This is a genomic window from Methanoculleus caldifontis (genome assembly GCF_032842345.1).
Lineage (GTDB): Archaea > Halobacteriota > Methanomicrobia > Methanomicrobiales > Methanoculleaceae > Methanoculleus > Methanoculleus caldifontis.
Genome location: NZ_WBKO01000003.1, coordinates 128034 through 152054 on the forward strand (window position 1 = coordinate 128034; position 24021 = coordinate 152054).

Consider the following 24021-nt stretch of genomic DNA (forward strand, 5'->3'; position numbering starts at 1 on the left):
TCCGGCCCGGGGTCTTCGCCGTGACGGGCCGCATGCCCCAAAAAATATAATATATTGGCAATATTATTGCAGTCCGCCGGAATCTGCGATCAGATCGGAAAAATATCGACATAAATTCATCGATGAGAGGATTGGACTGCTGATGGAGCGGAGCTGATGTACGACGGGGCCGGCTGGCCGGTGCGGGGACGGGGAGACCGGAGCGTTCGGGCCCATACAGTATGGAGGGTGCTCTTCCTGGCTCTCCTGCTGGGGGCACTGGCAGGCACGGTAGCCGCCCGGGACGATGCCGCAGTCCAGGAGCTCACCGGACGTATCGAGCCCGGCCAGGCAATCGTCTACGATCTTGACCTGCAGGCGGGCCAGACCCTGTATGCCTATGCGGAGGGGACCTCAGGAAACCTGGACCCGTTCCTCGCCGTCGCCGGCCCGGATCTCAACGCGAGCCGGGTGCATACCGAGTTCGCAAACGACGTGAACCGCTCCCTTGCAGCGGGGCAGGACGCGCTCGGGGTGATCCCGGAGGTCGCCGGCAGATACTTCCTTGCCTGGAACGACGATACGAACGGCACGTATGATTCCGCCCTGCAGTACCGGGCTCCCGCCGCCGGCGGCTATCGCCTGATCGTCATCGGTTCTCCGGCAAGACGCGGGCAGACCTTCGGGGATTACCGCCTCCTGGTCGGGATCGACGCGCCGCAGGTGCTGACCGGCCAGGCCGAGCCGACCGGAGCCGCCGTCGCGGTCCTGAATACATCCGCTTCGAGGATGCGCGTCGGTGTCCGGGAGGTGACGGGAAACCTCTCCGCCAATAGATCCTCGACCTTCTACATCCTCGACCCGGTAGAGGCGAACGACACGTTCTACGCCTCCATCGAAGCGGCATCCGGGAACCTGGTCCCGGCGATGATCCTCCGGGACTACGGCGGCAAGCCCCTCGCAGCAGTGGCTTCTACAACGGAGACGACGGGCGCCACGCTCCAGTACACCTTCTCCGGCGCCAGCAGCAACAACCGGCTGGAGGTGCTCTCAAGCCCGCTGAACGGGGTCAACACGACAGGAGATTTCCGCCTGCTGACCGGCTTGAACGCCCCTGGCGTTCTGGCGGGCAACGAACCGCCCGGAGGCCGGCCCGTCCTGCAGGAGCCCATTCAGGTCAAAGTCGGCGTCGAACTGGAGCAGATCACCGATGTGGACCAGGTCAGCGAGAACTTCGCTGCCGTGGCCAACATCTGGATGGAGTGGAACGACCCCGCCCTGGCGTTCAGCCCGGACGAATGCAACTGCCGGGTCAAGATCTACCGGAGCATCGGCGACTTCGTCGATGCCGAGGGCTCGCGGTGGCCGGAGTTCACGCTCTACAACCAGCAGGCGCAGCGCTGGACGCAGAACCAGATCATCGTGGTGCAACAGAGCGGCACCGCCACCTACTTCGAACACTTCTGGACGACCCTGCAGGCGCCGGACTTCAACTTCAGGGCTTACCCGTTCGATACCCAGGACTTCTTCATCCGCATCGACTCGCTCTATCCCGAAGAGCTGTACGTCTACGAACCCTGGCCGGAGAAGACCGCCGTAGGCACCCAGCTCGGGGAGGAGGAGTGGTACATCACCGCGAGCGACACCGGCATCAGCACGGTCGAGATCACGACCCGGAACTCCCGCTACTCCTTCCACTTCGAGGCGGCCCGCCACCTGACCTACTACATCCTCCGTATCCTGGTACCGATCCTGATCATCATCCTGTTGACCTACGTCACGTTCCTCCTCAAAGACTACGGGAAACGTGCCGAGATAGCCAGCGCCAACCTGCTCCTCTTCATCGCGTTCAACTTCACCATCGCCGGAAGCCTGCCGCGTCTCGGCTATCTGACATTCCTCGATGCCGTCCTGGTCGCCACCTTCGTGATCACCGGCGCCACGGTAGCCTACAACCTCTACCTGAGGTGGCTGGCGACGGAGAGACAGAAGGAGATTGCGGAACGTATCGACCGGTTGATGGTCTGGCTCTACCCGGCCGCATACGTCGCCGCGTTCGTTCTTGCCTCATTGTTTTTCTGAGGAGAGCGGCGCCGCGGATCTTCGCCCCCGGCCGGGCCATGTCCCTCGTGCGGCAGGGCCGCGGTCTCGAAGAAGTGGTTCCAGGTCAGGGACGCCTGCGACGTGGAGGTGGAGCCGGGGTACGATGACGAGCCCGTCCTTGCCGTGACGGCGGCGATCGACCGGATGGCGCATTGATCCGGGGCGGATAGGGGGGCGCTGGAACGGTGCTTATCCGGGGATCCGGAGATGCCAGATTTCCATTCACATAATTTTATATCTTATCGCCCATCTGGTTCTGACCCGCCCCGGGTGTGCACACTTCCAGAGAGACGAGACGTTCGCAGGCAGAGTTGCCTGCATTTGTATCCCGGCACGGGGGCAATCACGGGTGCGGGCAGGCAATCTATGCATCTGTCATAGGAGGAATCGAAAATGGCTGAAGTTATGTATGGGCCGATGCAGCTCCTGGTCATCGGATTCAAGAGCCCGGACTTCCACGGCCAGATCCGGCAGGCGTTCGGGTCGGCGATGGAAGCGGGTGTCGTCAGGCTGATCGACGTCCGGTTCGTCTGGAAGGATGCGAACGGGAACGTCGAGGGCATGGAGGCCACACAGCTCAGTGATGAGGAGCGGCAGCGTTTCGGCTCCGTCGTCGGCGCGCTCATCGGCCTTGGCGCCGCCGGTGAGGAGGGGGCACGGGCAGGTGTGGAGGCCGGCGCCACGGCGGCCGCCCGGCGGACCTTCGGTATGACCGAGGACGATGTCCGCAGAATTGCGGATCTCATCCCCAACGACAGCGCCGCCGCGATCTTCCTCATCGAGCACCTCTGGGCGAAGGAACTCAAGCAGGCGCTCCGCGATGCCAACGGCCACCTCATCGCCCAGGGCATGGTCACGCCGGAAGCCCTCGTGCTCGCCGGCGCGGCGCTTCATGAAGCGCTCGAGACTGCGGCATCGGGGGAGCAGAAGAGGTCGATGGCGGCACCGGCACGCTGAGAGAACGCCGGGCCGGCCCCGCTCTCAATTTTTATCAGGGTATCCTCCATCCCTGACGTGCCTGACCGGCGGGATCACATCCTCTTCCATGAGTACTTCCACGGCGATGACGGCACCATCGCCCGGCTTATCCGGGGATACGCGCATCTGGTGCAGGAGATGATCCTGACACCGCCAGCAAGACCGCTCAGTTACAGGAAGAATGGAACGCCTCAGAAGGCTCCGGAGGGCCCGCCGCCGATCCCCGGTGAAGTGTGCCGGGACCTCATCCCTGCAATTATATGAATACTCCCGGAAATAGTGTTATTAACTCTGGCGTAATGTTTCGGTCAGTCCCGGAGAGACAACTCCGGCAGTACCGGTACATCCCGAGGAGAAGCCGGATCCGTTGAGGAGGGAGCAAGGTTGAGCACGCTTGAATCGTATCTCGATGCCCTGCACCAGGGGGTCTTTCAGGTCGTCGTCCCGAAGGCCGTGGTGACCGAGCCGCTCGGACCTGACTGGAAACGGTCGCCGATCAACGTGCCGAGTCCCGAGACCGTCGCGAGTTACCGGAAGGGCCAGTACCACGCCCACGAGACCGTCTCGGAGTACCGCGTCCACATGGACCGCTACGACCCGGAGAAGAACCCCATCATGCACCTGGTCGACGACGCTCCCCTTCTCCTCATGATCCACGAGACGATGGAGACCATCTTCGTGACGGGCAGAGATGCGACGCGGCGAGGTCCCCGGCAGCGCCTTGCCGATCAGCAGATGAGCTGGAGACTCCGGATGGGCCTCGGCGCGGTCCTGCTCGCGATAGGCGCCGTCCTCCTCCTCCTGACACTCTACGAGACTGTAGCCGTCTTCGCCGTACTGTTGCCCTCCTTTGTTCTCCTCTTCGGCCTCCTCACGATGATCAAGGGCGTCCGGCAGAGGGACCGCAAAGAGCATGCAGACGGCGACATCGTCCGGGGCGGTATGCTGGCCGGTGCAGGTATCGTTCTCTTCGTCCTCTGGGAGCTCTATCTCCTCCTTATTCTGCTGATTCTCGCGGTCTGGTTCTTCTCCAGCGCGGTCGTCACGCTGCTCCGGGTGTTCCGGAAGAGAGGTAGCTTAACGACGGGTTTCTGGTATACGTTCGGGCTGGGCGTAAGCTCGCTGGCTCTCGGTGTCCTCGCAGTAACCCTGCCCGAAGAGCTGGTTGAGCTCCTCCTCTCCCTGCTCGCCGGGATCGTGCTCATGAGTGGTGGCTTTCTGGTCCTCGATGCCTACGGGTTGAGGAACGCCGCCCGCCTGATGGGGGCGGGGGGATGACCCTCGCGGTCCTCCGACCGTCCTGCAGCGGGGTGTCGGCCCCTTTCCGGCGATGAACTCCCGGCTCCCTTTTCCGGATGAACATTTGAAGCGGTTCAAAAGAGGTGCATTTATATTGCCCTCTCTCTCATCTTCAACTACCTGAAATGGGACTCTGGTGAACCATGCTTTTCATTGCACTGGCCAAAATGAAAGCCCCGATGAGCAAGGAAGTCATCGTTCAGAACCTGAAAGATATCGCGGCCGATACGAGAGGAGAGGTACGATACCTGGGCGTCTACTGGACGCTCGGGAGGTACGATACCGTGGCCATCTTTGAGGCCCCGAACGAGAAAGTGGCGATGAACCTCTCCTTGAACCGGGCCGATCGGATGGAGATAGAGACTCTCGTGGCCGTCCCGAAGAAGGGGTTGCCGCTGGACTGGCCAGAAATGGTTGTTGAGTAGGTTCTCCGCCCGATCCCTCTCCCGGAAGGAGGCAGATCCGCAACGGTTTTTCTCCTGCGACCGCCATGCCGGGAGAGGGCATGCCCCCACTTCAGGGGGGGAGTCATGTGTAGTGCTTCTTCAGGTACTCCTTCACTTTCCTTGAGACCAGCCATCCCTGGTCGAGCCGGTCGATGATCGCGTCGATGGCCCAGGCCTGCTCCATGATCTTTCTGTCGATCTCCGTATCCCCCATCTCCGCAAGGGCGACGATGACGGTGAGGGGGTTGCGGATGGAGTCGTTCAAGATCGCGAGCTGCTCGATGTTCTCCTCGATCTGGAGGAGCGCCCTCTTCTTGAGGTTTTCCAGCTGCTGCCGCTCGGAGGTGTCGCGGGCGCTTGTGAGCACCAGCTGCCGGCCGTCGATCGTCACCGGAAATGCCGTTATCTCTATGGTGAACCGGGTGCCGTCCCTGTCGACGGGGAAAAACTCAATCGGGCCGGCAGCGGTCCCGGCCGTGAGCCGACCGAGCATTATCTCTACCTTTGGCAGTTCCTCCCGCGGCACGAATCCGGCTTCGACAAGGCTCTTGCCGATGAACTCCTCCTTCAGGCTGCCCGCCAGTCTTTCGGCCGCCCGGTTCCCGTCGATCAGGATCCCGTTCATGTCGGTGAGGAAGAAGGCATCCGGGGCGCACTCGAAGAGGATCTTCAGCCGCTCCTCTGAATACCTCAGCGCCTCGTCCGCCTGTTTTCGGTCGGTCACGTCCACCAGGTTGCCGACGATCGCCGGCCGCCCCTCGAAGAGGAGGCGGGTAGCGAAGTTCTCAAGAAAGATAGCATGCCCGTCCCGATGCACCCCGCAGAATTCGTGGTGCTCCGACCCGGTCTTGCCGCGGAGCAGGGCCTGTAGCCGCCTGCGGAACTCCTCCTTCTCCTCCGGGTCGACCAGGGCGGCGTGTGTGCCGGGAGTCCGGAGCTCGTCACGTGTATAACCGAAGATCTCGGCGAACCGCGGGTTGACATACGCGAAACGGTCATCCTGATAGAGGTAGACCCCCACCGGCGAGTGCTCCACCGGGTTCCGGTAGACCTCCTCGTTCATCGTGCGCAGGATGGCGGAGCCGATGATGCTTGCCGCCGCTTGGAGTGCGTCGAGCTCTGCCGGCGACCATATGCGCTCCCTCCGGTTCTCGTCGAACCCGATGAAACCCCACCACTGCTCGTTGACGAAGACCGGCACAACCGCGACGGACCGGATCAACCTCGGCTCGAAGTATTCCCGCTCGTAGTCGGGGAACGTCCGCACCGGCCCGGCGATCGATCCCCCGGCCGAGAGCGCCTCATGCCAGCGGGGCATCTCTCTGTAGGAAATATTCTGCGACTCCGGTTCATCGATCTCCGCAGCGACGCCCTCCGCCGTCCACTCCCATCGCTGGCTGCAGACGGGCTCGCCGGTCCCGGGGTCCTTACCGTTCTCAAAGACGTAGACCCTGCTGACGTCGGTGGCCCTGCCGAACCGCTCGAGAACCTCCGGCATCTGCCCCTTCCAGTCCGTCTCCTTGAGGAATTTGTCCGCCGCAAAGTTCACCGCGCCCATGATGGCATCGTGCCGGCGGAGAGCCTCGGACGCCTTCTTCCGCCCGGTGATATCCTCAAAGAGGTAGAGCCTCCCGAAATACCGGTTATCCTGATCGCGGATCTGTGTGGAGACCCGCCGGATATGCCGCCCGTCAATGAACTCGATCTCGTCTTCGACCACGGCGCGGTTCTCTTCATCCTGGAGCGGTGCGCTGGACGCATCGACCGCTGCCGGGTCACGGGTGAGCGGGATGCAGAGGGGGATGATATCGCTGTTCTTGAGGTCCCCAGCCCGCATCTCATCCTCCAGGTGCGAGAGCCCCCACATCTCGCAGAACCTGCTGTTGAAGTAGAGGATGGTGTCGGTCCGATTGTCGACGACGTAATAGGCGAGCGGGGAGGCCTGCGCCATCCGGGAGAGGAGGGCTTCGTTCCACCGGAGCCGCTCTTCCACCTGCCGCTCCCCGGTCACGTCGCGGCCGCATCCCACGGTCCCGATCGTCCGCCCGCTCTCGTCACGAAACGGTGCCTTGCTGACGTCGAGGAAGAGGAACTCCCCCCTGACGTTCCCGAACTCGTCGAACCGCGCCGGCTCTCCGTTTTCCATGACGATCGTATCGGAGTCCCGGCAGATCTCGCCGAAAGTGTGCCAGGCCGGGTCGTCGGGCCGGGCCTGCTGCTCGCGTTCGGCAAAGAAGAGGTCCGTCCGGCCGAGCGGCTCATCGGTGTCTGCCGCGTTGAGGAGTTTCTCGCAGATGGCCTTGTTCGCAAAGAGGTATCGCCCCTCCATGTCTTTTGCCCATATGAGGTCCGGCACGTTGTCGCACATCATCCGGACGAGGCGGTAGAGGTCGCGGTACCGCTGGTTGGTCCGGGCGAGTTCGCCCTCGACGCTCTTCCTCCCGGTGATGTCGCGGAGCGTGACGAGGTTTGCTTCCCGCCCGTTGAACGGGACTCTCGTGCCGAGCCCCTCGACCCACTTCTCGTTCCCCTGAAGGTCCCGCATCAGGTAGTGGGCGAGGTAGCCGTCGTGCCCGGACAGGACGTTTGCCAGATCCCGGACGACGGCCTCGGCGTAGTCGGGATGGACGAACTCCATCGGGGTTCTGCCGAGCAGGTCGTCCGGGGAGGTGAGGCCGACAAGCGTTGCGGCGGCGCTGTTGGCAAAGAGGGCGGTGCCGTCCCGGTCGAGGATGAGGACGGCGTCGGGCATGGCCTTGCAGATCTGCTGGATCTCTGCGGTTTGCGTCCGAGAAGAGACGATACAGACTATCTCCGTCTCCGGGAGGGAGGATGCGGCGATTGTCACGGGCAGGAGCGTACCGTCCCGGCGGGCGAGAGTGGCGGGATAATCCGCGACCGCGTTCCGGTCGTTAAGTTTCCGGCAGAATTGTTCTCGTTGTGCTGCATCCGGCCATATGCTTGAGAGCGTGAGGGAGGCGAGGTCCTCCGGCAGGTAGCCGAGCATGCCGGCGAAAGCATCGGTGAGCCGGGAGATGCTGAGTGTTTGCGGGTTGAAGGTGAACGTGCCTGCCGATCTGTCCTTTTGCCGACATTCGGGCAGATCGGGTGTCCGGGTACCCTTGCTCATCGTAGTCAGAAATCTATTTGGCCTCCTTCCTTATACTCGTGCCTATTTTTCAACCGATAGCCGATCGGAGTCTGGTCCGGACGTTGTGAGTTTCGGGCAGGGGGCTGCTATGGGGGTTCGCTCCTCTGGATTGTGCGGGCCTGCTGGAGGACGGCGTATCTGTGGGTGCCGGTGCATCCCCCTGCCGGGCTCCCGGTTGCCTTCGACAGGGGTTGTCGCCCCCTATCAAAGCAGTTTTTATGTCCGGACCGATCGGGGCTTTACCAACACGGCGTACTCGACTGGAGCACTCGACGCGACGGCAGAGTCCCGGACCACGTTGAGCTCTGCCGGCACAAGCCCCGTCCCTTCGACGAGGTCCCGGACGGAGCAGAAACTCACGGGGGGCAGGTGCCCCCGCCACGCGATTAGGGCCCGCAGGAGGAATTTCGCCTTGCCGATCCCCGGAAGAAGCAGGATGTTGGGATTTGCGACGATCAACCTGCCGCCGGGCTTTAAGATCCGGTGGCTCTCCCGCAGGGCCTGTACTTTGTCGTCCACGCAGGGAATGACGAACCCGGCGAAGATTGTATCGAACGATGCGTCCGCAAACGGGGTGTGCTGGCAATCGACGTTCTGGAACCGGACGTTGCTGCAGCCTTTCAGGTGCTCTTCGGCCATCCGGAGCATATCGTCGGAGAAGTCCGTCGCGACCACGCTCTCTGCTCTCTCCGCGAGCGTTCTGGTGAAGTAGCCGGTCCCGCACCCGAACTCGACGACTACACCGAGATCCTTCTCTTTCTTCAGCAGCTTGTTCACGAGCGGGCGGGTATTCCCCCCGAGCGAGGCATCTACCGAGGTGTCGTAAGTGGGCGACGACCTCGACCAGTATTCCACCTTTGCTTTTGCCATGCGGTTTCTCCCCCGTACTCCGACTGTTGCTCATGGGTTATATTCTCAGGGGCGGGGGTAGTGCGTTCGCCGTGGAGGGGGCCGGGCAGGGGCACAAAATTGATGCTCGCTGTCGGGACCACCCGGTTCAACTTCGCGGTCGCGCTGGCGATGGCGGCCCTCAACTTCACCGACCCGGACGCTAGGACAATGATCCTGGTCATGGCACCTGCCGGTCTCCTGCTGCAGATGTTCGTTGCCGGGGAGCCCTGGAAGCGGGCGGAGGCACCGCTGGGGTGAGGAACAAAGAGGCGAGGGCGTATTTCTTGTTCTGCGCTTCCGGGGCGATCGATCGAGGGAGAATGCCGGTAAAAGAAGATAGTAGTCTTTTATCTCCCTGATCGACGTCTTGCGAGAACGATTGCTGAGATACCGAGGGCGGCAATCAGTGACCACAGGGAAAGGGGGGCCGAGGGGCCGGGCGCCTGTGCGGATGCATCCGCCTGTCCGGGAAGGAGTCCGGCCTCCTCATCTCCGAGTGTGAAGAAACAGACATTCCCTTGCTGATCTAACCCGGTGATAGCGATCCCCCCGACGATGGGCCGGAGGTCGATGGTGCTGCTCACATTCTCAACGGTCATCTGCCACAGGGTCTGCCCGGCGTCATCGAGACGTACGAGCCGCTCGTCCTGGCCTGAATACGGACGCTCCGCAATAACGCATCCTCCGTCTCGCGTGGATGTCATGGCGTGGAATAGACCAGGGTTCTTCTCGCCGATGCTCTGTATCCAGTCGAGGTTCCCCGACGGCAGGAGTTTTGCGACCACGGAAGAGCCGCCTCCATTGCGCTGCGCTAGGTCGCCGTCTTTCGACAGTGTAACGCCGAGAATGATATATTCGCCGTCCGGCGTCCGGACGGCCCCTGTCGCTCTGTCTAAACTGCTTCCCCCGATCGCCTTCTGCCATTTCAGATTCCCGCCGGAGTCCACGTTGAGTATCCAGATGTCCCTCGATCCGTGGCTGCCGGACACGTCGCCATCCATCGACCGTGCGTCTCCAAGCACGACGTAACCGCCGTCCCCATCCGGAATGATGGCATAGGCCAGTTCGCTGTCCGTCCCGCCATATGTCTTCTGCCATTCCACCTCGCCCTTTGAGTCCAGTTTCACGATCCAGATGTCAAGATAGGACGACATGGTTACTTCGGCAAATAGTTCATCCGGAATCGATGAAATCGGCAGTCCCTCCACCATCTCCTTTTTCTTATCGGCGCTCATGAGATGGTTCGTATAGTCGTCCCTGTTGAGGGCCTGCCCGACGAAAACGTAGCCGCCATCACGGGCAGGAATAATCTCGATCCCCATCCCGTAGTCTGTGCCGCCGATGGCATCCTTGCGCCACTGAATCTCGCCTTTCGGACTCAACTTGACCAGCCATGTCGTGCTGCCGGTAGCGATGTCCGTACGATACTTCCCGTAGGACTCGTTGTAGCCGAGGACCAGGTATCCGCCGTCGGCGCTCTGGATCAGGGACCTCGCATAAACCGGCGTATCCCCGAGTGTCACCTGCCACAGCACCACACCGGCTTTGCTCATTTCGCCCGCCACGATGTCCCGTGCCGATTCGCCCTGATTGTCGATATAACTCCCTGTACACCCCAGGTACACGTATCCGCCGTCCGGCGTCTTAAGGAGGCTTTCCAGGTAGACTTCAGGCACGCCGGCGACGGTTATCCAGGACGTGACCTCGGGGGCATCCGATGAGTTTACCAGGGACTGCTCCGGTGCGGCAGATGCGGGCTGGACACATATTAAGAGGAGGATGGTCAAAATGCCGGCAATTCCATAACAGCGATCTCTCAAGCGAGATTTAATCATGAGACATTTTATCCCACCTCGCGTGGCAAAAATCTTTCCAAATGAGGCGTGGTTTCCGGCTGCGGCACCCGTCTCCCGCGTCGGCATTGTAGTTCTCCGTGAGGATCGTGTGCGTTCGGGAAAAACGTTCCAGATAAGTGAGAATTGGGAGGGGCTTCTCGGCCGAGACCGATTACTGCCTATGGTGGGCACAGGTGGCTATAAAACTGCTACGTTAACGTCGCCGGACCTCGAACTCGTCGCCGAGCTCTTTTTTCAGATCCTCATACAGTTCTGTCGCGGCTTTATCAAAGCGCTCGTTTTCTTCATCGGTCCAGGGGCTGGCGCCCCCAGGGTTGTCCCAATCAAGAGCGGTATCGTGCCACTGGATCATCGCTTCCACGCGTTCTTTCATCCGGGGCGCGAGGGGCAAATTATCGATGTTTATTGCATAGCCGTATTTTTCATGGGCCCTGATATTCTCTCCCCATAGGCATGGCCCTCTCCACTCAAACCAATAGTTAAGCACGTACTTATCGTAGTATTCCCATTCCACGCACCAGACTTCGATAAGTTCATCTGCATCGGGGTACTCTTTCCTGAACGCCTCTCTACTCGTACCGGACGCTATACTTTTCCTGGCAATGATATCTCCATCGCTAAAGACCAGGATTCTTCTGAAATCCCAGGAAGAAGGGTGGCGGAACGGGGATTTTTTACACTGTTCCCACATCAGCGGTCCGGAGTAGTAGATCCCATTCGGACCTTCGGTCAGCACTTGCTCGTAATTGATACCATAAAAAGATCTCAGTTCGGCACTCAGCGTGCAGATGTCCGGAACTGCCTCAAAATGAAAGAATACCCCGCCCGGAAGAATCGTTCGAGGAGCAGACGCAATGATGTTTCCATATTTCATCTGCTTAATTTTCTGATCCTGCAGATCAATATGCTCGTCCGAGTAGGTGAGGCTCTCGCGAAAGTCTCTATATGCCCCTTTATTTAGAACAAGTATCTTCATACCAGCCGCAGTTGAGGTTCACTCAATAACTTTTATTCTTTGCGACTTGTAAATCGAATTCTTTGATTTTCATCCTTGAGCAATCGTGTTTTGACAATGCGAGGTGAAAACCCTATCCAAAGTCAACAGTTAATCAGGGCTTCAGCAGGCCAATCTTCACCTCTAAATTCGGCTTATGAGGTTCTGTCACGAATCCGTTGATGAGGCCGGCGTCGTTGCAAGTGAGTTTGCGGTGCTTATCGGTCTCGTGCACTGATGCCGGTCACCGGGGAGCCCAAGGAGCGGGCGGAGGCACCGCAGAAATGGGGAGCGAAGAGAAGATCTGCGCCTCCGGGGGGAAGCGATCGAGACTAGACTGCTGGAAGGAGGGCGCACGTCGTCGGGAACAGCGCAACCGGCCTGCGAATCTCCTCGCCGGATGACTGCAGTTTATTTATACGGGCCGGGTGCCACACACCAGCAGATCCTGGAATCATATATGGAGGAACGTTCATGCGCACGGCTCAGATCGTGGTCATACTGCTGATCGGCGTCATCGCCGTCCTCTACGCCCTCGACTTGGCGGGGGACGGACAGGGAGTGACGGATCTTGCACCTGCGGAGGTGCGGGAGTACCAGGGGGAGCAGCTCTCCTCGATTACAGATTTTCGTGAGAACTCGATCCGCGGTCCGCAGTACGTGAATGCAAGCACGTATACGCTCACCGTCGACGGGCTGGTGGAGGACCGGGAGGAATACTCCTACGATGCGCTCATGGAACGGTTCCCCCGCTACCGCAAGGTCGTTACCCTCTACTGCGTGGAAGGCTGGGACGTCACCATCCTCTGGGAGGGGATACGGGTGGAGGACCTCCTTTTGGAGGCAGGGGTAAAACCGGGGGCGAATACGGTCATCTTCTACGCTGCGGACGGCTACTCTTCCTCGCTTCCCCTCGCCTACATCGAGGACAGGGACATCCTGCTGGCCTATGCCATGAACAACGTCACCCTGCCGGCGGAGCGGGGGTTCCCCTTCCAGCTGGTGGCCGAGGACCGCTGGGGCTATAAGTGGGTGAAATGGGTGACCCGGATCGAGGTATCCGACGATGCGAACTACCGCGGCTACTGGGAGAGCCGGGGGTATTCGAACAACGGGAGCCTCGACCGGTCTTTCTTCGACCGGGGATAGGGAGGAAGAGGGATGGTGCGGTTCGCCTACCGGAAACTGGTCTCCCGGACCCTCCTCGTATTAACGCTCCTCTTCGTGATCAGCGGCTTTGGGATCACGGAACCCTGGCTCGTCCGGTCCCTGACGTTCGGGCTTCTCGATAAGGCGCTCTCCCAGCAGATCCACTTCCTCCTCTGGGGCCCGTTCCTGATCGTGCTGGTGCTGCACCTGTACTACTCCTGCGGGATCTTCAGGAGGTGATGCCCGTTGCGATGATGCCTCCCCGGGAGCCGGAGGAGCGCGATGGGGTCCCGGGATACCGTTCACATCATCGAGATGTTCGGTTTTGCGAGCCATGTTCGTTCGGAGCCTGCCGGGGTGCTATGCCGTCTCGATCTCCCCGACCATCAGGGAGATCCCGCCGTCGATGCCCAAAAAGAATGCAACGCCGTTCCTGCTGAACGAATCGTAGGGTAGATGGCCCGCCTGCACAAAGCCGCAGCGCTCAAACGCTCTTCTGGAGGCCGGGCCGGTGCAATCGGCAACCGCCCGGGAAAACCCACGCCTCCGGGCAGAGAGAAGCGCGTGCCGGATCATCGCCTGTGCCAGCCCGCGCCCGCGGTACGGCCGGGCCACGCCGATCTGGAAGACATGCAGCACGGTGCCTGCGGCGATCCTGTCCCGCTCGATATACTGTTCTTCCAGTTCGTCGATCATCTCGACGGTTTCACGGAACTGCGCAAGAAACTCCGCCATCGTCGCCCCTTCGGCCGCGAGGTCGCCGGTGAGGTCGAGGCAGAAGATGAACCCGGCGATCTCGCCTGTCCGACTGTCGCGGGCGATATGGCTGAGCTCTTTTCCCGCAAGAAATTCGGCGTACCGCCGTGCATACGGCAGAAAGATCTCCGGGTCCGGCGCATGACGGTGCGTTGTCGGCTCGTCGGCGATGAAGACGTCGGTGTAGAGCCGTGCCGCCTCTTCGACGTCGGCCGTTTTGAAGGGGAGATAGACGGGGGAGCAGGGGTGATCGGGGTGGGTGGCGTCCCCGGGGGGTCTTTCCATGGCTCAGTGTTTGGGCTGGCCGGACTTATAAATCCCGGACGGCATCGGGGAGACTTTTTACAAAAAACGCCTGCATGCCTGCTATGGTGCCGTTTTGAAGCAACGTCCCGATCTCTTCCTGAACTGGCCGGGGGCCGGACGTTCGAGGGATTCGTGGGCGACCGCATGTGCCTGCCGTCGTGCTCAGGCTCATCACCATCGGGGAGGCGACGAACCGGATCTCCCTGAGCGTCACCGCCCGCAGCCCGGAGGTCGAGTGGCGGAAGATTGCCGGACTACGGGAGATCAGCGTCCACTCTTACTATGCAGCGAAACCGACGCTCCTCCGGGATATCAGGAGGGTGCCTATCTCCCCTGCGTGGAGGGTCCGGTATCTTTGGCTCCCGGACCTAAAACCTCCTCCGCACCGAAGATTACGAACGCTATCAGGATGAAGAGAGCCGCCGCGATAGAGAACGTGTACTGGAAGGCCTGGGCTGTGGGCAGGGTTTGCAGGGTCCCGTTGCTGGTAACGGTTACAGTGAACGTGGCGATAAGGGCTCCGGCAATCGGGGCCCCGATGCTGCGCCCGAGATTGCGGAAGACGGCATTCATGGATGTCGCAATGCCCATATCCTGGGGATCAACGGTCAGGACGAGCAGGTTGATCGTCGAGGCGTTCAGCATGGCGATTCCCGATCCGGTGACAAATATGGCGAAGATAAAAGATGTTGAACTTTCCGAGACTGAACTCAACAGAAAGCCAGAGGCACCCACGACCGCCCCGGCGAGAGCGACGGGTTTCACACCAAAGCGGGGAACAAGCCTCCCGGTCAACGGTGCGAAGATGGCGATGGCGACAGCGAAGGGGAGGAGAGAGAGCCCGGCCATGAAGATGTCAAACCCGAACCCGACGGGGGGCGGCAGTTCGAGCCTGTACGCGTACGCCTGGAACGCCAGGAACATCCCGAGACTTGCTATGGCAAAGGTGACATGCGTGCGTGCGACGTTGCGCATCGAGAGCAGCCGCAGGTTGAGGATGGGGTCACCGACATTCTTCTGGTAATACTGCTCGTATACTGCCAGAAGGGGGAGGAGGAGCAGTCCGGCGGCAAGCAGCCAGAGGGGGTTCACTCCAGACCCGGCCAGCGCAGGGGACAGGGAGATTGCCAGCACGATCAACACCAGCGAGCCGCCGAGAAGCGCTGCCCCGATATGATCGACTTTTGCGCCGGGACGGGTGTATGGGGATTCCCGCACCTGGCTGTACACGAGGTAGGTGAGCAGCAGCACAAAGGGGATCGCCGTGTGGTAGGTGGTCTGCCAGCCGAACATGTTCGATACCAGGGCGCCGAGAGGCAGGCTTATCGCGGTTCCAATGCCGAACATCCCGCTGATGATACCCTGCGCCCGCGGGATCACTTCACGGGGGAACTCCTCCCGGAAGATACTCATGGCAAGCGGCATCACGGCGAGACCGACCCCCTGGACGGCTCTTGAGACGAGCATGAAGGGGAAGGTGGGTGAGAACCCGGTCATGGTGATGGCAGCCGAGTAGACGAGGAGGACGTAGACGAGGATTCTTTTCTTCCCGTAGATGTCCCCCAGTTTCCCGACGATCGGGGCAAGGGCAATGCCGGACACGAAATAGAGGGCAAGGACGAGGCTGACTTCCGCGCTGCTGATGCCGAAACCGGCTGCAATCGACGGGAGCGACGGGGTCAGCATTCCTTCGATGTAGAGGATCATGAAGTTGAATCCTACGAGGATGAACATCGTCCGGTAGGCATACTCCACATCAAATTCGTTGACGTCTGCCGGCTGCGGGGGAAGATTCATATTATGTACATCTCCCTGACTCCTGGATTGCGTCGCAGGAAATACGGATGAGCATGATCGCGAAGCTGAATGCGAGGAAAGTCAATTTTGAATTCAAATACCTTTCGATTCCTCTATGCGGCCGGGCAGTTCCGGCGGGCCGGGGATCCGGTGGGTTTCAGGCACATGCCGTCCTCGCAGTCGCTGAGCGGGAGTACGATGCGGTGGCCGGTGAGAGCGAGCGGGAGGGGATGTCTCCCGCCGGCCAGAAGAGAAAGTGTTGTATCAAAACGAACCACCATACATCCTCTCTACTGTGCGGCAGCAGTAAAACAGTCCGCCATACAGCTGCCGTCACCTCTTTTACGGGAGTTGTCGGCTCGTAGAACCGTTGTTACAAACGAGTTCTCTTTTCCCAGGTTAATTTTCCATGTATTCTCTTCTCCTCTTCTCCCAGTAATCCCTATCTTCAACCGTTATCGGACGCAGGACCCTGCACGGATTGCCGGCGGCGATCACGTTATCCGGTATATCTTTCGTCACGACGGAGCCGGAACCTATTACCACGTTGTTCCCGACTGTTACTCCCGGATTGATGACAACATCCGCCCCAACCCAGACGCTGTTGCCTATCGTTATCGGTCTTCCATACTCGAGAATCGCATTTCTCACCCCTGCGTCGATCGGGTGTGCGGCGGTATAGACGCCGACCCGGGGGCCGAAGAAGACGTGATCGCCTATGGTCACGTCGCAGACATCAAGGATGATGCAGTCATAGTTCGCGTAAAAATTGTCGCCGATACGGATGTGACTGCCGTAATCGCAGCGAAACGGCGGTTCGATAAAGATCTGCTCGCCTGTGGATTGGAAGAGTTCCTTGAGCAACTCTGTCCGATATGCCAGTTCCTCTTCAGTCGTCCCATTGAATAGTCGTGTCAATCTTCTGGCTCTCTGGCGGTCCCGCTTCAGTTCTTCGTCGTATGCGAAATAGAGTTCTCCGCATACCATCCTCTCTTTCTCTGTCATAGCCGGTCGCCTCATCCGGGTATAGTTGAGGCACTGGAGAAAAGGTTGATCATGAACCGTGACCGGCCCGGTGTGATCGTCCTTAGATGGTCGGGGAGGGCGGCCGGCGCTCCGGCCATGCACCCAATAGAATGGCCGGGGGCGCTCGACGGCTTACGTTCTGGCAGAGAGAAAATGAGAAGCGAATCGTCAGATAATCGTCAGGTGCGTCACCGGTAACGTCAGGACACTGATGGCGGCCACGACCGCCACGAGGAGCACGATGATGGAGGTGAGAGGGGAGGAGAAATTTCTGTCATTTTAAGCGGGGACGGGGCGGCATAACCTCGAGCGATGGCATCTCTCGTTTTCGGTTGAATCCTGGCCGGGTAAGCCTCCCGATATTCGACCGGACGCTTTAGCGAAATGACTTTCCGATACAGTCTGCTCCCGGTGCGACTATGGGACGATCTGTTGCTGGAAGGCGCGGTAGGGCATCTGATCGAGAGCCCGGGCCAGGCTCTCGCTACAGTTCATCGGTTCCACTGTTTTTCAACACATCGATAACAGAAGTTGATCGTGGGTTTAATGGCGGTGTCGATGTGCGTATAGTATTCAATCTCCCAATCAGACTCTTTTTCGGCGATCAGCCCCTTGCACACATTTCCAGCACTTCCTGCGATGCAGTCGGTGAGCCCGTCCTGGACAAGGAGCATGACGTCCTGCCGGCTTTTCAGTCCGTACTCCATGAGCGTGGTGAGTCGTTCCAGTTCCATCGAGACCGATTGTATCAGGTTGGCCGGTTCGTCGCTCTTCGGCATTGCGAGGACAAAGACATGGGCCACACTCCGGTCGATCAGTTGTTTGCTTAAGAGACGATCGTATTGCGGGTCTGAGCGATATTGCAATTCGTGAGATCTATCGTCTAAGTCTTCTGATATGCATGCGTTGAGGTAGTCGTGCCTCCTCATGGCATCTCTCAATCTGAGCAGGTCATTCTTTCTCTCCTGATAGAACGAGCCGTAAATGCCGATGGGAAGCTCTCGTTTCAACCTCTCGAAGCGGCTGCGATCCGCATTCTGTCTGGTCGAGCGTTCCCATGGAGATACCATATCTGGAAAGTATTATCATTCGGGTATTATAACTATTAGTTAGCATGTGCTAACTGATTTCAGGGTGGGAACTAATATTAGTTAGCACACTATAACTTACATTCGTGTTGGGTGAGATATGGAGCCGGCGGTTGTCGAGAAATACCTGAGTGAAGTCCCCTGTGAAGCCCGGGCTGCTATTATGGGACTGAATAATGACCTGCGGTGGGCTGTGTATACCGCCCTGGTGCTTGGGGGCCGGAAGTACTTCAACGAGATCAAAGGCGAGTTCAAGGCGAACCCAAACACCATCGGTCCGGTCCTGAAGGATCTCGTTGACAGCGGGCTGGTTGCCAGAAAGATCGCGAAGTTCGAGGACTTTACTGATAAGCGGAAGGTATTTTACGAGCCGACCGGTCTGGGGCTTCGGCTGTTTGAGGTATTGAGCGATGTCGCCATTCCGGGGGGGCGGACGTCTCGGGAGCCGCGGGCAGGGGTTACGCCGGCATCAGCCTCGGGCGCAGACGCAGGAAGGGACACAGGAACCGAGGACAGATACGCGAGGCGACCAGATACGCCGGCCTTGAGATATGCTGCAGACGTGTGCAGGCGGTGGAAACCGGCGAGAGAGATCCGGAACAGATCCGCCCGGAAGAGGGCGGCAAAACAACCCGGGCTGGTCTGATCGGGTGGTTACAGGCCCCCTTCTTTCTCTCGGGCAAGGACACGCCCCTGGAGGGCGTCATGGGTCTGGAAATCCCCCTGTTCCTGTAGCCGGTTCGTCTCCTTCGCACGCGAGGAGACCTGTCTTTTATCCTTCGCCTGGATCAGCAGTCCGATAATGTCGGGGAAGGCTGCACTTAGTACCCGAACCGGCGATCGTAGCCGGTATGGTCTGGCCACTCGATGATGACCGCTCGCGGCCTTCATCTGATCCGCAGATCCTCACGGGCCTGGTACCACCGGACAAGGTCGGGATCATGGATCCAGCAGACCTTCCCCTGTGCGTCGATAGCGATTTTATTTGATTCCTGGAGGTATTCAACGATTGTCTTGAACGTCTGGTACATGACCTTCCGCGGCAGGCGTTCCCAGAGTGCCCGGCGGCGGTATTCGCCGCTGTGCTCCCGGAGGAAGTCCTCGACCATTCGGATCGTGTCGAGTGTGGGGGAATGGGCGGATCCGGCGCTTGCAGACATGATCTCAGGGTTGTTGTATGAAGATATATGACAAACGGATCCGGCCGCGGCCATGGTTCTCTTGCGGGTCGTCACCCTCCTGGTGCTGCTTTCGGGTTCATGGGCGATCGGATGTGCCTGTCGCCGTGCTCAGGTTTATACCCATCGGGGAGGCGACGAAACAGGTTTCCGCGACCGTCACCGCCTGCCACCTTCGAAGATTTAGCCGATAAGCGGAAGTTGTTTTACGAGCCGACCGGCTTGGGGTTGAGGCAATTCGAGGTGCTGAATAACGTTGTCACTCTGCAAGACCGACCCATCAGGAACCTCGCGCCAAGGATGCGGCGATGTTAGCAGCACCGGCACTTGGCACAGAGATAAGTACAGACACACGAACTGGCGGGAAGTGTGTGAGGCAATCGAAGACAAAGACTTCGAGAAATGCTGTAAATCTGTTCAGACCTTGGAAAAGATCGAGATCTATGCGAGACAGGGTGCCTGCAGGAAGAATGCACACTGACGAAAAGCGGCGGATGTGGTCGGTGCGGCTGACCAGCGAGAGGTGAATCAGCAGTGAGGAATTACTGACCACAAGTGAGTTAAGTGATATCTTGGTCGGATTTCATTGGCACATTACTGGGGAGTTTTCCGTATCCTGAGCAGTTCTTCGCACCATCATGTCCTTGAATGGAGTCAAAACATCCGGGATGCCTGAGTCACACTAGATGAACATGCGGATACTCTTGTGGTGAAGAAACCCCATTAGCCCGCCTACATTTATACTGAGCCGAGGAGGTTCCATGAAGAAATGTAACTGATACTTCCAAACCAAAGAATGATTGGTCTGGGGAACTACCTCTTTTCACCGGTTAAAAGTCCCCATATTGTCATATAATCCTCTCCAGATAAGTATGAGTCCCTTGGACGAACCCGCTCCCAGTCGTTAATGGCTAATCCTCGCAAGTATTCTCGTGCCCGCTGTACCTGATTGCGATTTGTATTTACTCCGCGCTTTGTCCTGAAATCCGTTGCTAGATTTTCTGCTACACTTCTTGGGACAAAATTCATTCGCATCAGAACTGCTTCTTCAGTCATTACTCCATGGTAGATCATTGCGGGTAGCGTGTTAATTTTCCGCCGTTCATCTTCTGAGAGTGAATCGAAGTTAATTCCAGACATTTTACTCAGAGCAGACATGCCCCAAGATCCATTATTTACAAGAGTTTTGTATACCGCCTTGCATGTATTTGTTATAGCATCAGTATCATCGCCTCTGAAGTAAGCAGTCGCAATGTCATGAACGCTCTTTCCAGAAACCCAATCCATTGTTATTTCTGCGATATGCTTCTTCTCCAACCCTTCCCCTGCGATTTCTGAAAAAGATCTTGACAACTGGGGAACTCTCATCATCACTCCAAATAAACTGGATAAGCCACTGTTACTGTTCTTAAAAAGACTTTCTGGAGTCCAGTCGAGGGGTGTCAATTTCTTCTCTAGTTTATTTAGTCCAGTTAAGGCTCTAACAACTCCTTCTGGAGAAAAACCTGTTGTATCAGCTAGTTCTGCATAGTTCGGGTTGTTCGATAACTTCTTTGCATATTGTTTTGTGGCGTCTAGAAGGGCACGTGCTTTTCTCTCACCGTTCTGAGTTGTGCGCAGTAGTCCATATCCATAAGTACTTCGTAGCAGCACTTCTGTGTTGGAGAGAACGTCTTGGAGGTTCTTTTTCTCGTTCCATAGGTGAGCTACATAACAGCGGAAATCTTCCCATTGTTCCTCATCCATCACCGTCGCTAGATCCTGAAGACGTCCTGCCTCCTCAAGTTCATCAAGCATCTGTACTAATCGAGAAGCCAGCTCCCCTGTTGCACGTTGGACATACTCAATAATGTCTTTTTCATTTTCTCCTGCTGCAATGCCAATAACGCCCACACTGTCATGATCTATACGCCCAGCACGACCCGCAAGGTTCCAAAAGTCTCTAATCGGCATCTCTTTAGAGACTCTATTATGCTGCGGTAGAAAGCGGGTTTGCAAGAACACAGATGAGACTGGAAAGTTAATCCCTTGGGCAATTGTAGTTGTTGCACAGAGCACACGCAGTTGATTTCTTTCTGCTAACCATTCAACCAATGCTCTTACCTCATCTGAAAGTCCAGCATGGTGAACTCCAACACCGCAGGAAAGCATCTGAATTAACTCAAAGTTAGGGCTAATTTCTGTCTGCAAAAATCTATTAACTAGTGAAATCTCCTCAGGGATTGGAGAGAGCGGCTCTAGCGATTCTGAAATTGTTCTAGCCATATTCCAGACTGAATCGATTCTAGATGCCACAGCTATGCTGGTACCTCGCTCTGAGAAAACTTTTGCCATTGCCGCTGTTTGAAGACTTAATGATAACTTGCTTCTTGCCACTTTTAGTGGTTTTACACTACCCACCTCATGCACGCCATCCAAATGCATAGTCTTAGGCGTCGTAGTGAGTGTGTGGTATTTTAGTTTCCAACCTGCCTTAACAGTATTATCCGGTTCCGCGGAAAAAAGTCCAATAATTCTCTCGTTAGGCTTCCAAGGTGTGCTTCCTATGCTTATTGTCCTGCCACCACTTACATCTTGAGCCAGCCATCGAGCAAGTGTTTGAGCGTTTTCAACATATGGCATTAATAGCAAGAAATTTGCGTTTCTATATTCTTGTTTTATTGTTGCTAAAAGGAGCTCAATACGAAGTCCACGGGACTCATCCTCTATGTTTTGAGCTTCGTCCATTACCACAAGAGCCAGTGGACGCTGATGTTTCTTATTTCGAATGACAAACTGTAGTTTTTCTGGAGTTGTCACAAGAATGTCAAAATTGTGGCTATTGCTCGATTCGTCCAGTAGATCTTCTTCAAACGTATCTAGTTCGACTGCACCAGTTAAGTGTTCAACTTTTATCCCGATTGGTTCGAAATCTCTTCGTAATCTACGTGTGATTTGAGCAACGAGAGCCTTTGTAGGCGCAATATATGCTATCCAACCGCTGTCAACATCGAACTGATTCAGTGCCTGAAGAATGCGGAATTGAGCTAAAAGTGTTTTCCCGCCCGATGTAGGTAACTCAACGATAACCGCAGTGGTCCCCGGATCCAGTAATCCCTGTTCTCGTAAAGCTGCTCGCTGAGGTGGTAATAACTCAAACAGGCTTTGTTGCTTAGTAATATTGTTTATAAATCTAGTAGATCGCGGGTTAATTGTCTGTGCAACCCACCATACTGACCCTGTCACCATCTGACGCGATGCAGCGTGCAACCATTTGATTAGAATTTCCAACTGTACATCACGCGCTGCTATTGCGGCGTCGATGCTCGATTCGAAGTGTTTATCCAACTGGATCGTAATATCGGTGGGTTCCCCTTGCAGCATGTATGTGGCAAGGATCTCACTACCTTTAGCCCAGTGGTAGAACGAAATTAAACGCAGAGCCATCGCACGATCTGCGGCATTTGAACCGTTATTTAATACTTTGGGTTCATATTCGATCTGATCTTGTCTTAACCCCGCAATTATTTTTGGGACCTGGTTAAGATCTTCCCACTGTCTCTTCCGGAACAGTCTCAGCCAGCAATCAAAGAGGTGATATAATAATCGTCGATCCCATGGCGCATCGACAACAGGGGGAATATTAATAGCATCTGCATGCTCGTCTAACCAACGACGTAGATCAGACCAGCGGTCTCCACAATAGGCAAGTGCAGATAGATGGAGAATATGGTAAATCTTATCTTCAGTTGCTTCTGGTAAGTCCATGAGCCTTTCGATCTCGAAAGATCGAAAGGCACCCGCAATAGCCTGGTTACGTAGAGCATCGTCTCCATCTGCAGGGTTTATTATTGTATTAAGTCCTTCTATCGCGGCCATTTCATATGCTAGAGCGAGATCTCTCAATATCTCTAAGTCACCTTCTTGCTCTTCAAAGTTGACCCGCATTGCCTGTTTTAGGGCGTTTTTAACCAAGCGATAGTTGGCAACTTTTATAGCCCTGTTACGCTTTTCTTCGTCTATAGAGAAAACAGCCCAATGCTCATCAACTGCCCGAAGAGCAGCATCAGTGATCATTATGTCTCACACTCTCTAGCAAGACATATTGGACATTTTTCTTCCCATGATCCGATTACTTTTTGAGGTAGATAGATAGCTAACAACTCAATGGTCAATGGGGTCGAGCAATCTACACCCAGTTTATCTACTCTTGTGCGGAGATCGTCTATATGGGCTGTAACATCACGTACTAAAACTCCAAAAATTGAAAAATCAAACTTATCTGAGGTCATATAACGCGTAAAAGCCTGCTGAAATTCGCTCTTCCACGATGAATTAACTGCTCGATGCGTAAGATATCTTATAAGAGCAGATTTTACCTCAATATCATTTTTTAAATCCTCAATTTGTCCCTTTAGGCCTGAACGACCATACATTATACCTGGTGGATACTCTTCCTCACCCGATGTTTTTACTTCACCAAACGCAAAACGGCACCCATTATTATCCACTTGAAATCCTACCAAGTCTGCTCCCGGTAGACTGGAACCCCATTTTCGTTCATCTCTTCCATCCGGCCAGGGGAAAAAGCAATCTCTGTGCTCAACCAAGTAGCATTCCGCTAATGCCTCTCCTATGCGCCAAGGTTCGGGCTCACCGGTTCTCTCAAGAGTCCGCAGTGCTTCTTGTCTGTCAAAACCCGTCTCATCGATGCTTGTTATTAGTTCAGCAATATCAGCATATCCTTCATCATCCCGCAATAATGCAGCAACGGGGCCGTTGATGGCCAGTTCAAGCTCGCCATTATTTAGTGATAGACCGCATCCTGTAACCCTTGAGCAAACGAGACTATAAACAGTATTACCAGCAGCCAAGGCCATGTCTAATCTCCTCTTTCGCATCTGGTAGCCGATATCACGTTGAATACGCTTGCGAAGATACTACTGACATTGAGCACTTGGTTTCCAGAATGCAATAACAGTTATATCTGGAAAGGGTAAAATAATAAACCTTATTATTCAATCCTCGTGATTATATCTGCTGAA

22 protein-coding genes are annotated in these 24021 nt (G+C 56.8%); 11 read left to right on the top strand and 11 right to left on the bottom strand.

Annotation, left to right across the window (positions count from 1 at the left end; genetic code table 11):
• Positions 1-156 precede the first annotated feature (156 nt).
• The 5 genes from F8E02_RS12385 (at position 157) to F8E02_RS12405 (ending at position 4784) form a co-directional block, all read left to right on the top strand.
• Positions 157-2061: a ligand-gated ion channel gene (locus F8E02_RS12385; protein ID WP_317065912.1), complete on the top strand. Its 1905-nt coding sequence runs from the start codon at positions 157-159 to the stop codon at positions 2059-2061.
• A gap of 414 nt (positions 2062-2475) precedes the next feature.
• Positions 2476-3039 carry a DUF1269 domain-containing protein gene (locus tag F8E02_RS12390; RefSeq protein ID WP_317065913.1) on the top strand — a complete coding sequence of 188 codons (564 nt, stop codon included), beginning with the start codon at positions 2476-2478 and terminating at the stop codon, positions 3037-3039.
• A gap of 57 nt (positions 3040-3096) precedes the next feature.
• The gene (locus tag F8E02_RS12395; RefSeq protein ID WP_317065914.1) at positions 3097-3324 is read left to right on the top strand and encodes a hypothetical protein; all 228 of its coding nucleotides are present in this window, start codon (positions 3097-3099) and stop codon (positions 3322-3324) included.
• 120 nt (positions 3325-3444) lie between these two features.
• Positions 3445-4338, top strand: a complete 894-nt coding sequence (locus F8E02_RS12400; protein WP_317065915.1) for a DUF308 domain-containing protein — start codon at positions 3445-3447, stop codon at positions 4336-4338.
• 164 nt (positions 4339-4502) lie between these two features.
• Positions 4503-4784: a GYD domain-containing protein gene (locus F8E02_RS12405; protein WP_317065916.1), complete on the top strand. Its 282-nt coding sequence runs from the start codon at positions 4503-4505 to the stop codon at positions 4782-4784.
• Positions 4785-4887: 103 nt separating this feature from the next.
• Here F8E02_RS12405 and F8E02_RS12410 read toward each other — a convergent pair whose 3' ends face one another.
• Positions 4888-7935 (bottom strand): PAS domain S-box protein, encoded by a 3048-nt coding sequence (locus tag F8E02_RS12410; RefSeq protein ID WP_317065917.1) that lies wholly within the window; start codon positions 7933-7935, stop codon positions 4888-4890.
• A gap of 237 nt (positions 7936-8172) precedes the next feature.
• Positions 8173-8826: a class I SAM-dependent methyltransferase gene (locus F8E02_RS12415; protein WP_317065918.1), complete on the bottom strand. Its 654-nt coding sequence runs from the start codon at positions 8824-8826 to the stop codon at positions 8173-8175.
• Positions 8827-8928: 102 nt separating this feature from the next.
• Between F8E02_RS12415 and F8E02_RS12420 the strand changes: the two genes are divergently transcribed.
• Complete coding sequence (locus tag F8E02_RS12420) at positions 8929-9105, top strand: hypothetical protein (RefSeq protein ID WP_317065919.1); 177 nt, start codon at positions 8929-8931, stop codon at positions 9103-9105.
• 89 nt (positions 9106-9194) lie between these two features.
• On the opposite strand, the gene F8E02_RS12425 is transcribed toward F8E02_RS12420, so the two are convergent.
• Positions 9195-10769, bottom strand: a complete 1575-nt coding sequence (locus F8E02_RS12425; protein ID WP_317065920.1) for a hypothetical protein — start codon at positions 10767-10769, stop codon at positions 9195-9197.
• Positions 10770-10896: 127 nt separating this feature from the next.
• Entirely contained in the window at positions 10897-11679 is a 783-nt protein-coding gene (locus F8E02_RS12430; RefSeq protein WP_317065921.1) for a hypothetical protein, read from the bottom strand.
• A gap of 492 nt (positions 11680-12171) precedes the next feature.
• On the opposite strand from F8E02_RS12430, the gene F8E02_RS12435 reads away from it, so the two are divergent.
• Both F8E02_RS12435 and F8E02_RS12440 read left to right on the top strand, forming a co-directional pair.
• Positions 12172-12846 (top strand): molybdopterin-dependent oxidoreductase, encoded by a 675-nt coding sequence (locus tag F8E02_RS12435; RefSeq protein WP_317065922.1) that lies wholly within the window; start codon positions 12172-12174, stop codon positions 12844-12846.
• 12 nt (positions 12847-12858) lie between these two features.
• A complete protein-coding gene (locus F8E02_RS12440; protein WP_317065923.1) occupies positions 12859-13086 on the top strand; it encodes a hypothetical protein in 228 nt (75 codons plus the stop codon).
• 120 nt (positions 13087-13206) lie between these two features.
• On the opposite strand, the gene F8E02_RS12445 is transcribed toward F8E02_RS12440, so the two are convergent.
• Positions 13207-13887: a GNAT family N-acetyltransferase gene (locus F8E02_RS12445; RefSeq protein WP_317065924.1), complete on the bottom strand. Its 681-nt coding sequence runs from the start codon at positions 13885-13887 to the stop codon at positions 13207-13209.
• Between the two features lie 179 nt (positions 13888-14066).
• Here F8E02_RS12445 and F8E02_RS13130 point away from each other — a divergent pair, with 179 nt between their 5' ends.
• Positions 14067-14321 carry a HepT-like ribonuclease domain-containing protein gene (locus tag F8E02_RS13130; RefSeq protein WP_394357935.1) on the top strand — a complete coding sequence of 85 codons (255 nt, stop codon included), beginning with the start codon at positions 14067-14069 and terminating at the stop codon, positions 14319-14321.
• On the opposite strand, the gene F8E02_RS12450 is transcribed toward F8E02_RS13130, so the two are convergent.
• Positions 14233-15705, bottom strand: coding sequence for an MFS transporter (locus F8E02_RS12450; protein WP_317065925.1), 1473 nt, complete (start codon positions 15703-15705; stop codon positions 14233-14235). The two genes, F8E02_RS13130 and F8E02_RS12450, sit on opposite strands and share 89 nt — an antisense overlap.
• Before the next feature lie 53 nt (positions 15706-15758).
• On the opposite strand from F8E02_RS12450, the gene F8E02_RS12455 reads away from it, so the two are divergent.
• The gene (locus F8E02_RS12455) at positions 15759-16070 is read left to right on the top strand and encodes a hypothetical protein (RefSeq protein ID WP_317065926.1); all 312 of its coding nucleotides are present in this window, start codon (positions 15759-15761) and stop codon (positions 16068-16070) included.
• Positions 16071-16104: 34 nt separating this feature from the next.
• Here F8E02_RS12455 and F8E02_RS12460 read toward each other — a convergent pair whose 3' ends face one another.
• Positions 16105-16710 carry a sugar O-acetyltransferase gene (locus F8E02_RS12460; protein ID WP_317065927.1) on the bottom strand — a complete coding sequence of 202 codons (606 nt, stop codon included), beginning with the start codon at positions 16708-16710 and terminating at the stop codon, positions 16105-16107.
• A gap of 512 nt (positions 16711-17222) precedes the next feature.
• A complete protein-coding gene (locus tag F8E02_RS12465; protein ID WP_317065929.1) occupies positions 17223-17801 on the bottom strand; it encodes a hypothetical protein in 579 nt (192 codons plus the stop codon).
• A gap of 118 nt (positions 17802-17919) precedes the next feature.
• Between F8E02_RS12465 and F8E02_RS12470 the strand changes: the two genes are divergently transcribed.
• Positions 17920-18465 (top strand): MarR family winged helix-turn-helix transcriptional regulator, encoded by a 546-nt coding sequence (locus F8E02_RS12470; RefSeq protein ID WP_317065930.1) that lies wholly within the window; start codon positions 17920-17922, stop codon positions 18463-18465.
• Between the two features lie 241 nt (positions 18466-18706).
• Here F8E02_RS12470 and F8E02_RS12475 read toward each other — a convergent pair whose 3' ends face one another.
• The 3 genes from F8E02_RS12475 to F8E02_RS12485 form a co-directional block, all read right to left on the bottom strand.
• Positions 18707-18979: a hypothetical protein gene (locus F8E02_RS12475; RefSeq protein ID WP_317065931.1), complete on the bottom strand. Its 273-nt coding sequence runs from the start codon at positions 18977-18979 to the stop codon at positions 18707-18709.
• An 831-nt stretch (positions 18980-19810) separates the two neighbouring features.
• Positions 19811-23053 (bottom strand): DEAD/DEAH box helicase, encoded by a 3243-nt coding sequence (locus tag F8E02_RS12480; RefSeq protein ID WP_317065932.1) that lies wholly within the window; start codon positions 23051-23053, stop codon positions 19811-19813.
• Positions 23053-23856 carry a hypothetical protein gene (locus F8E02_RS12485; RefSeq protein WP_317065934.1) on the bottom strand — a complete coding sequence of 268 codons (804 nt, stop codon included), beginning with the start codon at positions 23854-23856 and terminating at the stop codon, positions 23053-23055. Before F8E02_RS12485 ends, F8E02_RS12480 begins: the two co-directional genes overlap by 1 nt.
• Between the last annotated feature and the right edge of the window lie 165 nt (positions 23857-24021).

Coding starts and splice junctions, on each gene's coding strand:
- F8E02_RS12415 (WP_317065918.1), bottom strand. CDS start 8,826: ATGGCAAAAGCAAAGGTGGAATACTGGTCGAGGTCGTCGCCCACTTAC.
- F8E02_RS12385 (WP_317065912.1), top strand. CDS start 157: ATGTACGACGGGGCCGGCTGGCCGGTGCGGGGACGGGGAGACCGGAGC.
- F8E02_RS12420 (WP_317065919.1), top strand. CDS start 8,929: ATGCTCGCTGTCGGGACCACCCGGTTCAACTTCGCGGTCGCGCTGGCG.
- F8E02_RS12480 (WP_317065932.1), bottom strand. CDS start 23,053: ATGATCACTGATGCTGCTCTTCGGGCAGTTGATGAGCATTGGGCTGTT.
- F8E02_RS12475 (WP_317065931.1), bottom strand. CDS start 18,979: ATGTCTGCAAGCGCCGGATCCGCCCATTCCCCCACACTCGACACGATC.
- F8E02_RS12440 (WP_317065923.1), top strand. CDS start 12,859: ATGGTGCGGTTCGCCTACCGGAAACTGGTCTCCCGGACCCTCCTCGTA.
- F8E02_RS12485 (WP_317065934.1), bottom strand. CDS start 23,856: ATGGCCTTGGCTGCTGGTAATACTGTTTATAGTCTCGTTTGCTCAAGG.
- F8E02_RS12430 (WP_317065921.1), bottom strand. CDS start 11,679: ATGAAGATACTTGTTCTAAATAAAGGGGCATATAGAGACTTTCGCGAG.
- F8E02_RS12445 (WP_317065924.1), bottom strand. CDS start 13,887: ATGGAAAGACCCCCCGGGGACGCCACCCACCCCGATCACCCCTGCTCC.
- F8E02_RS12435 (WP_317065922.1), top strand. CDS start 12,172: ATGCGCACGGCTCAGATCGTGGTCATACTGCTGATCGGCGTCATCGCC.
- F8E02_RS12390 (WP_317065913.1), top strand. CDS start 2,476: ATGGCTGAAGTTATGTATGGGCCGATGCAGCTCCTGGTCATCGGATTC.
- F8E02_RS12410 (WP_317065917.1), bottom strand. CDS start 7,935: ATGAGCAAGGGTACCCGGACACCCGATCTGCCCGAATGTCGGCAAAAG.
- F8E02_RS12455 (WP_317065926.1), top strand. CDS start 15,759: ATGATCGCGAAGCTGAATGCGAGGAAAGTCAATTTTGAATTCAAATAC.
- F8E02_RS12405 (WP_317065916.1), top strand. CDS start 4,503: ATGCTTTTCATTGCACTGGCCAAAATGAAAGCCCCGATGAGCAAGGAA.
- F8E02_RS12465 (WP_317065929.1), bottom strand. CDS start 17,801: ATGGTATCTCCATGGGAACGCTCGACCAGACAGAATGCGGATCGCAGC.
- F8E02_RS12460 (WP_317065927.1), bottom strand. CDS start 16,710: ATGACAGAGAAAGAGAGGATGGTATGCGGAGAACTCTATTTCGCATAC.
- F8E02_RS12425 (WP_317065920.1), bottom strand. CDS start 10,769: ATGCCGACGCGGGAGACGGGTGCCGCAGCCGGAAACCACGCCTCATTT.
- F8E02_RS12470 (WP_317065930.1), top strand. CDS start 17,920: ATGGAGCCGGCGGTTGTCGAGAAATACCTGAGTGAAGTCCCCTGTGAA.
- F8E02_RS12450 (WP_317065925.1), bottom strand. CDS start 15,705: ATGAATCTTCCCCCGCAGCCGGCAGACGTCAACGAATTTGATGTGGAG.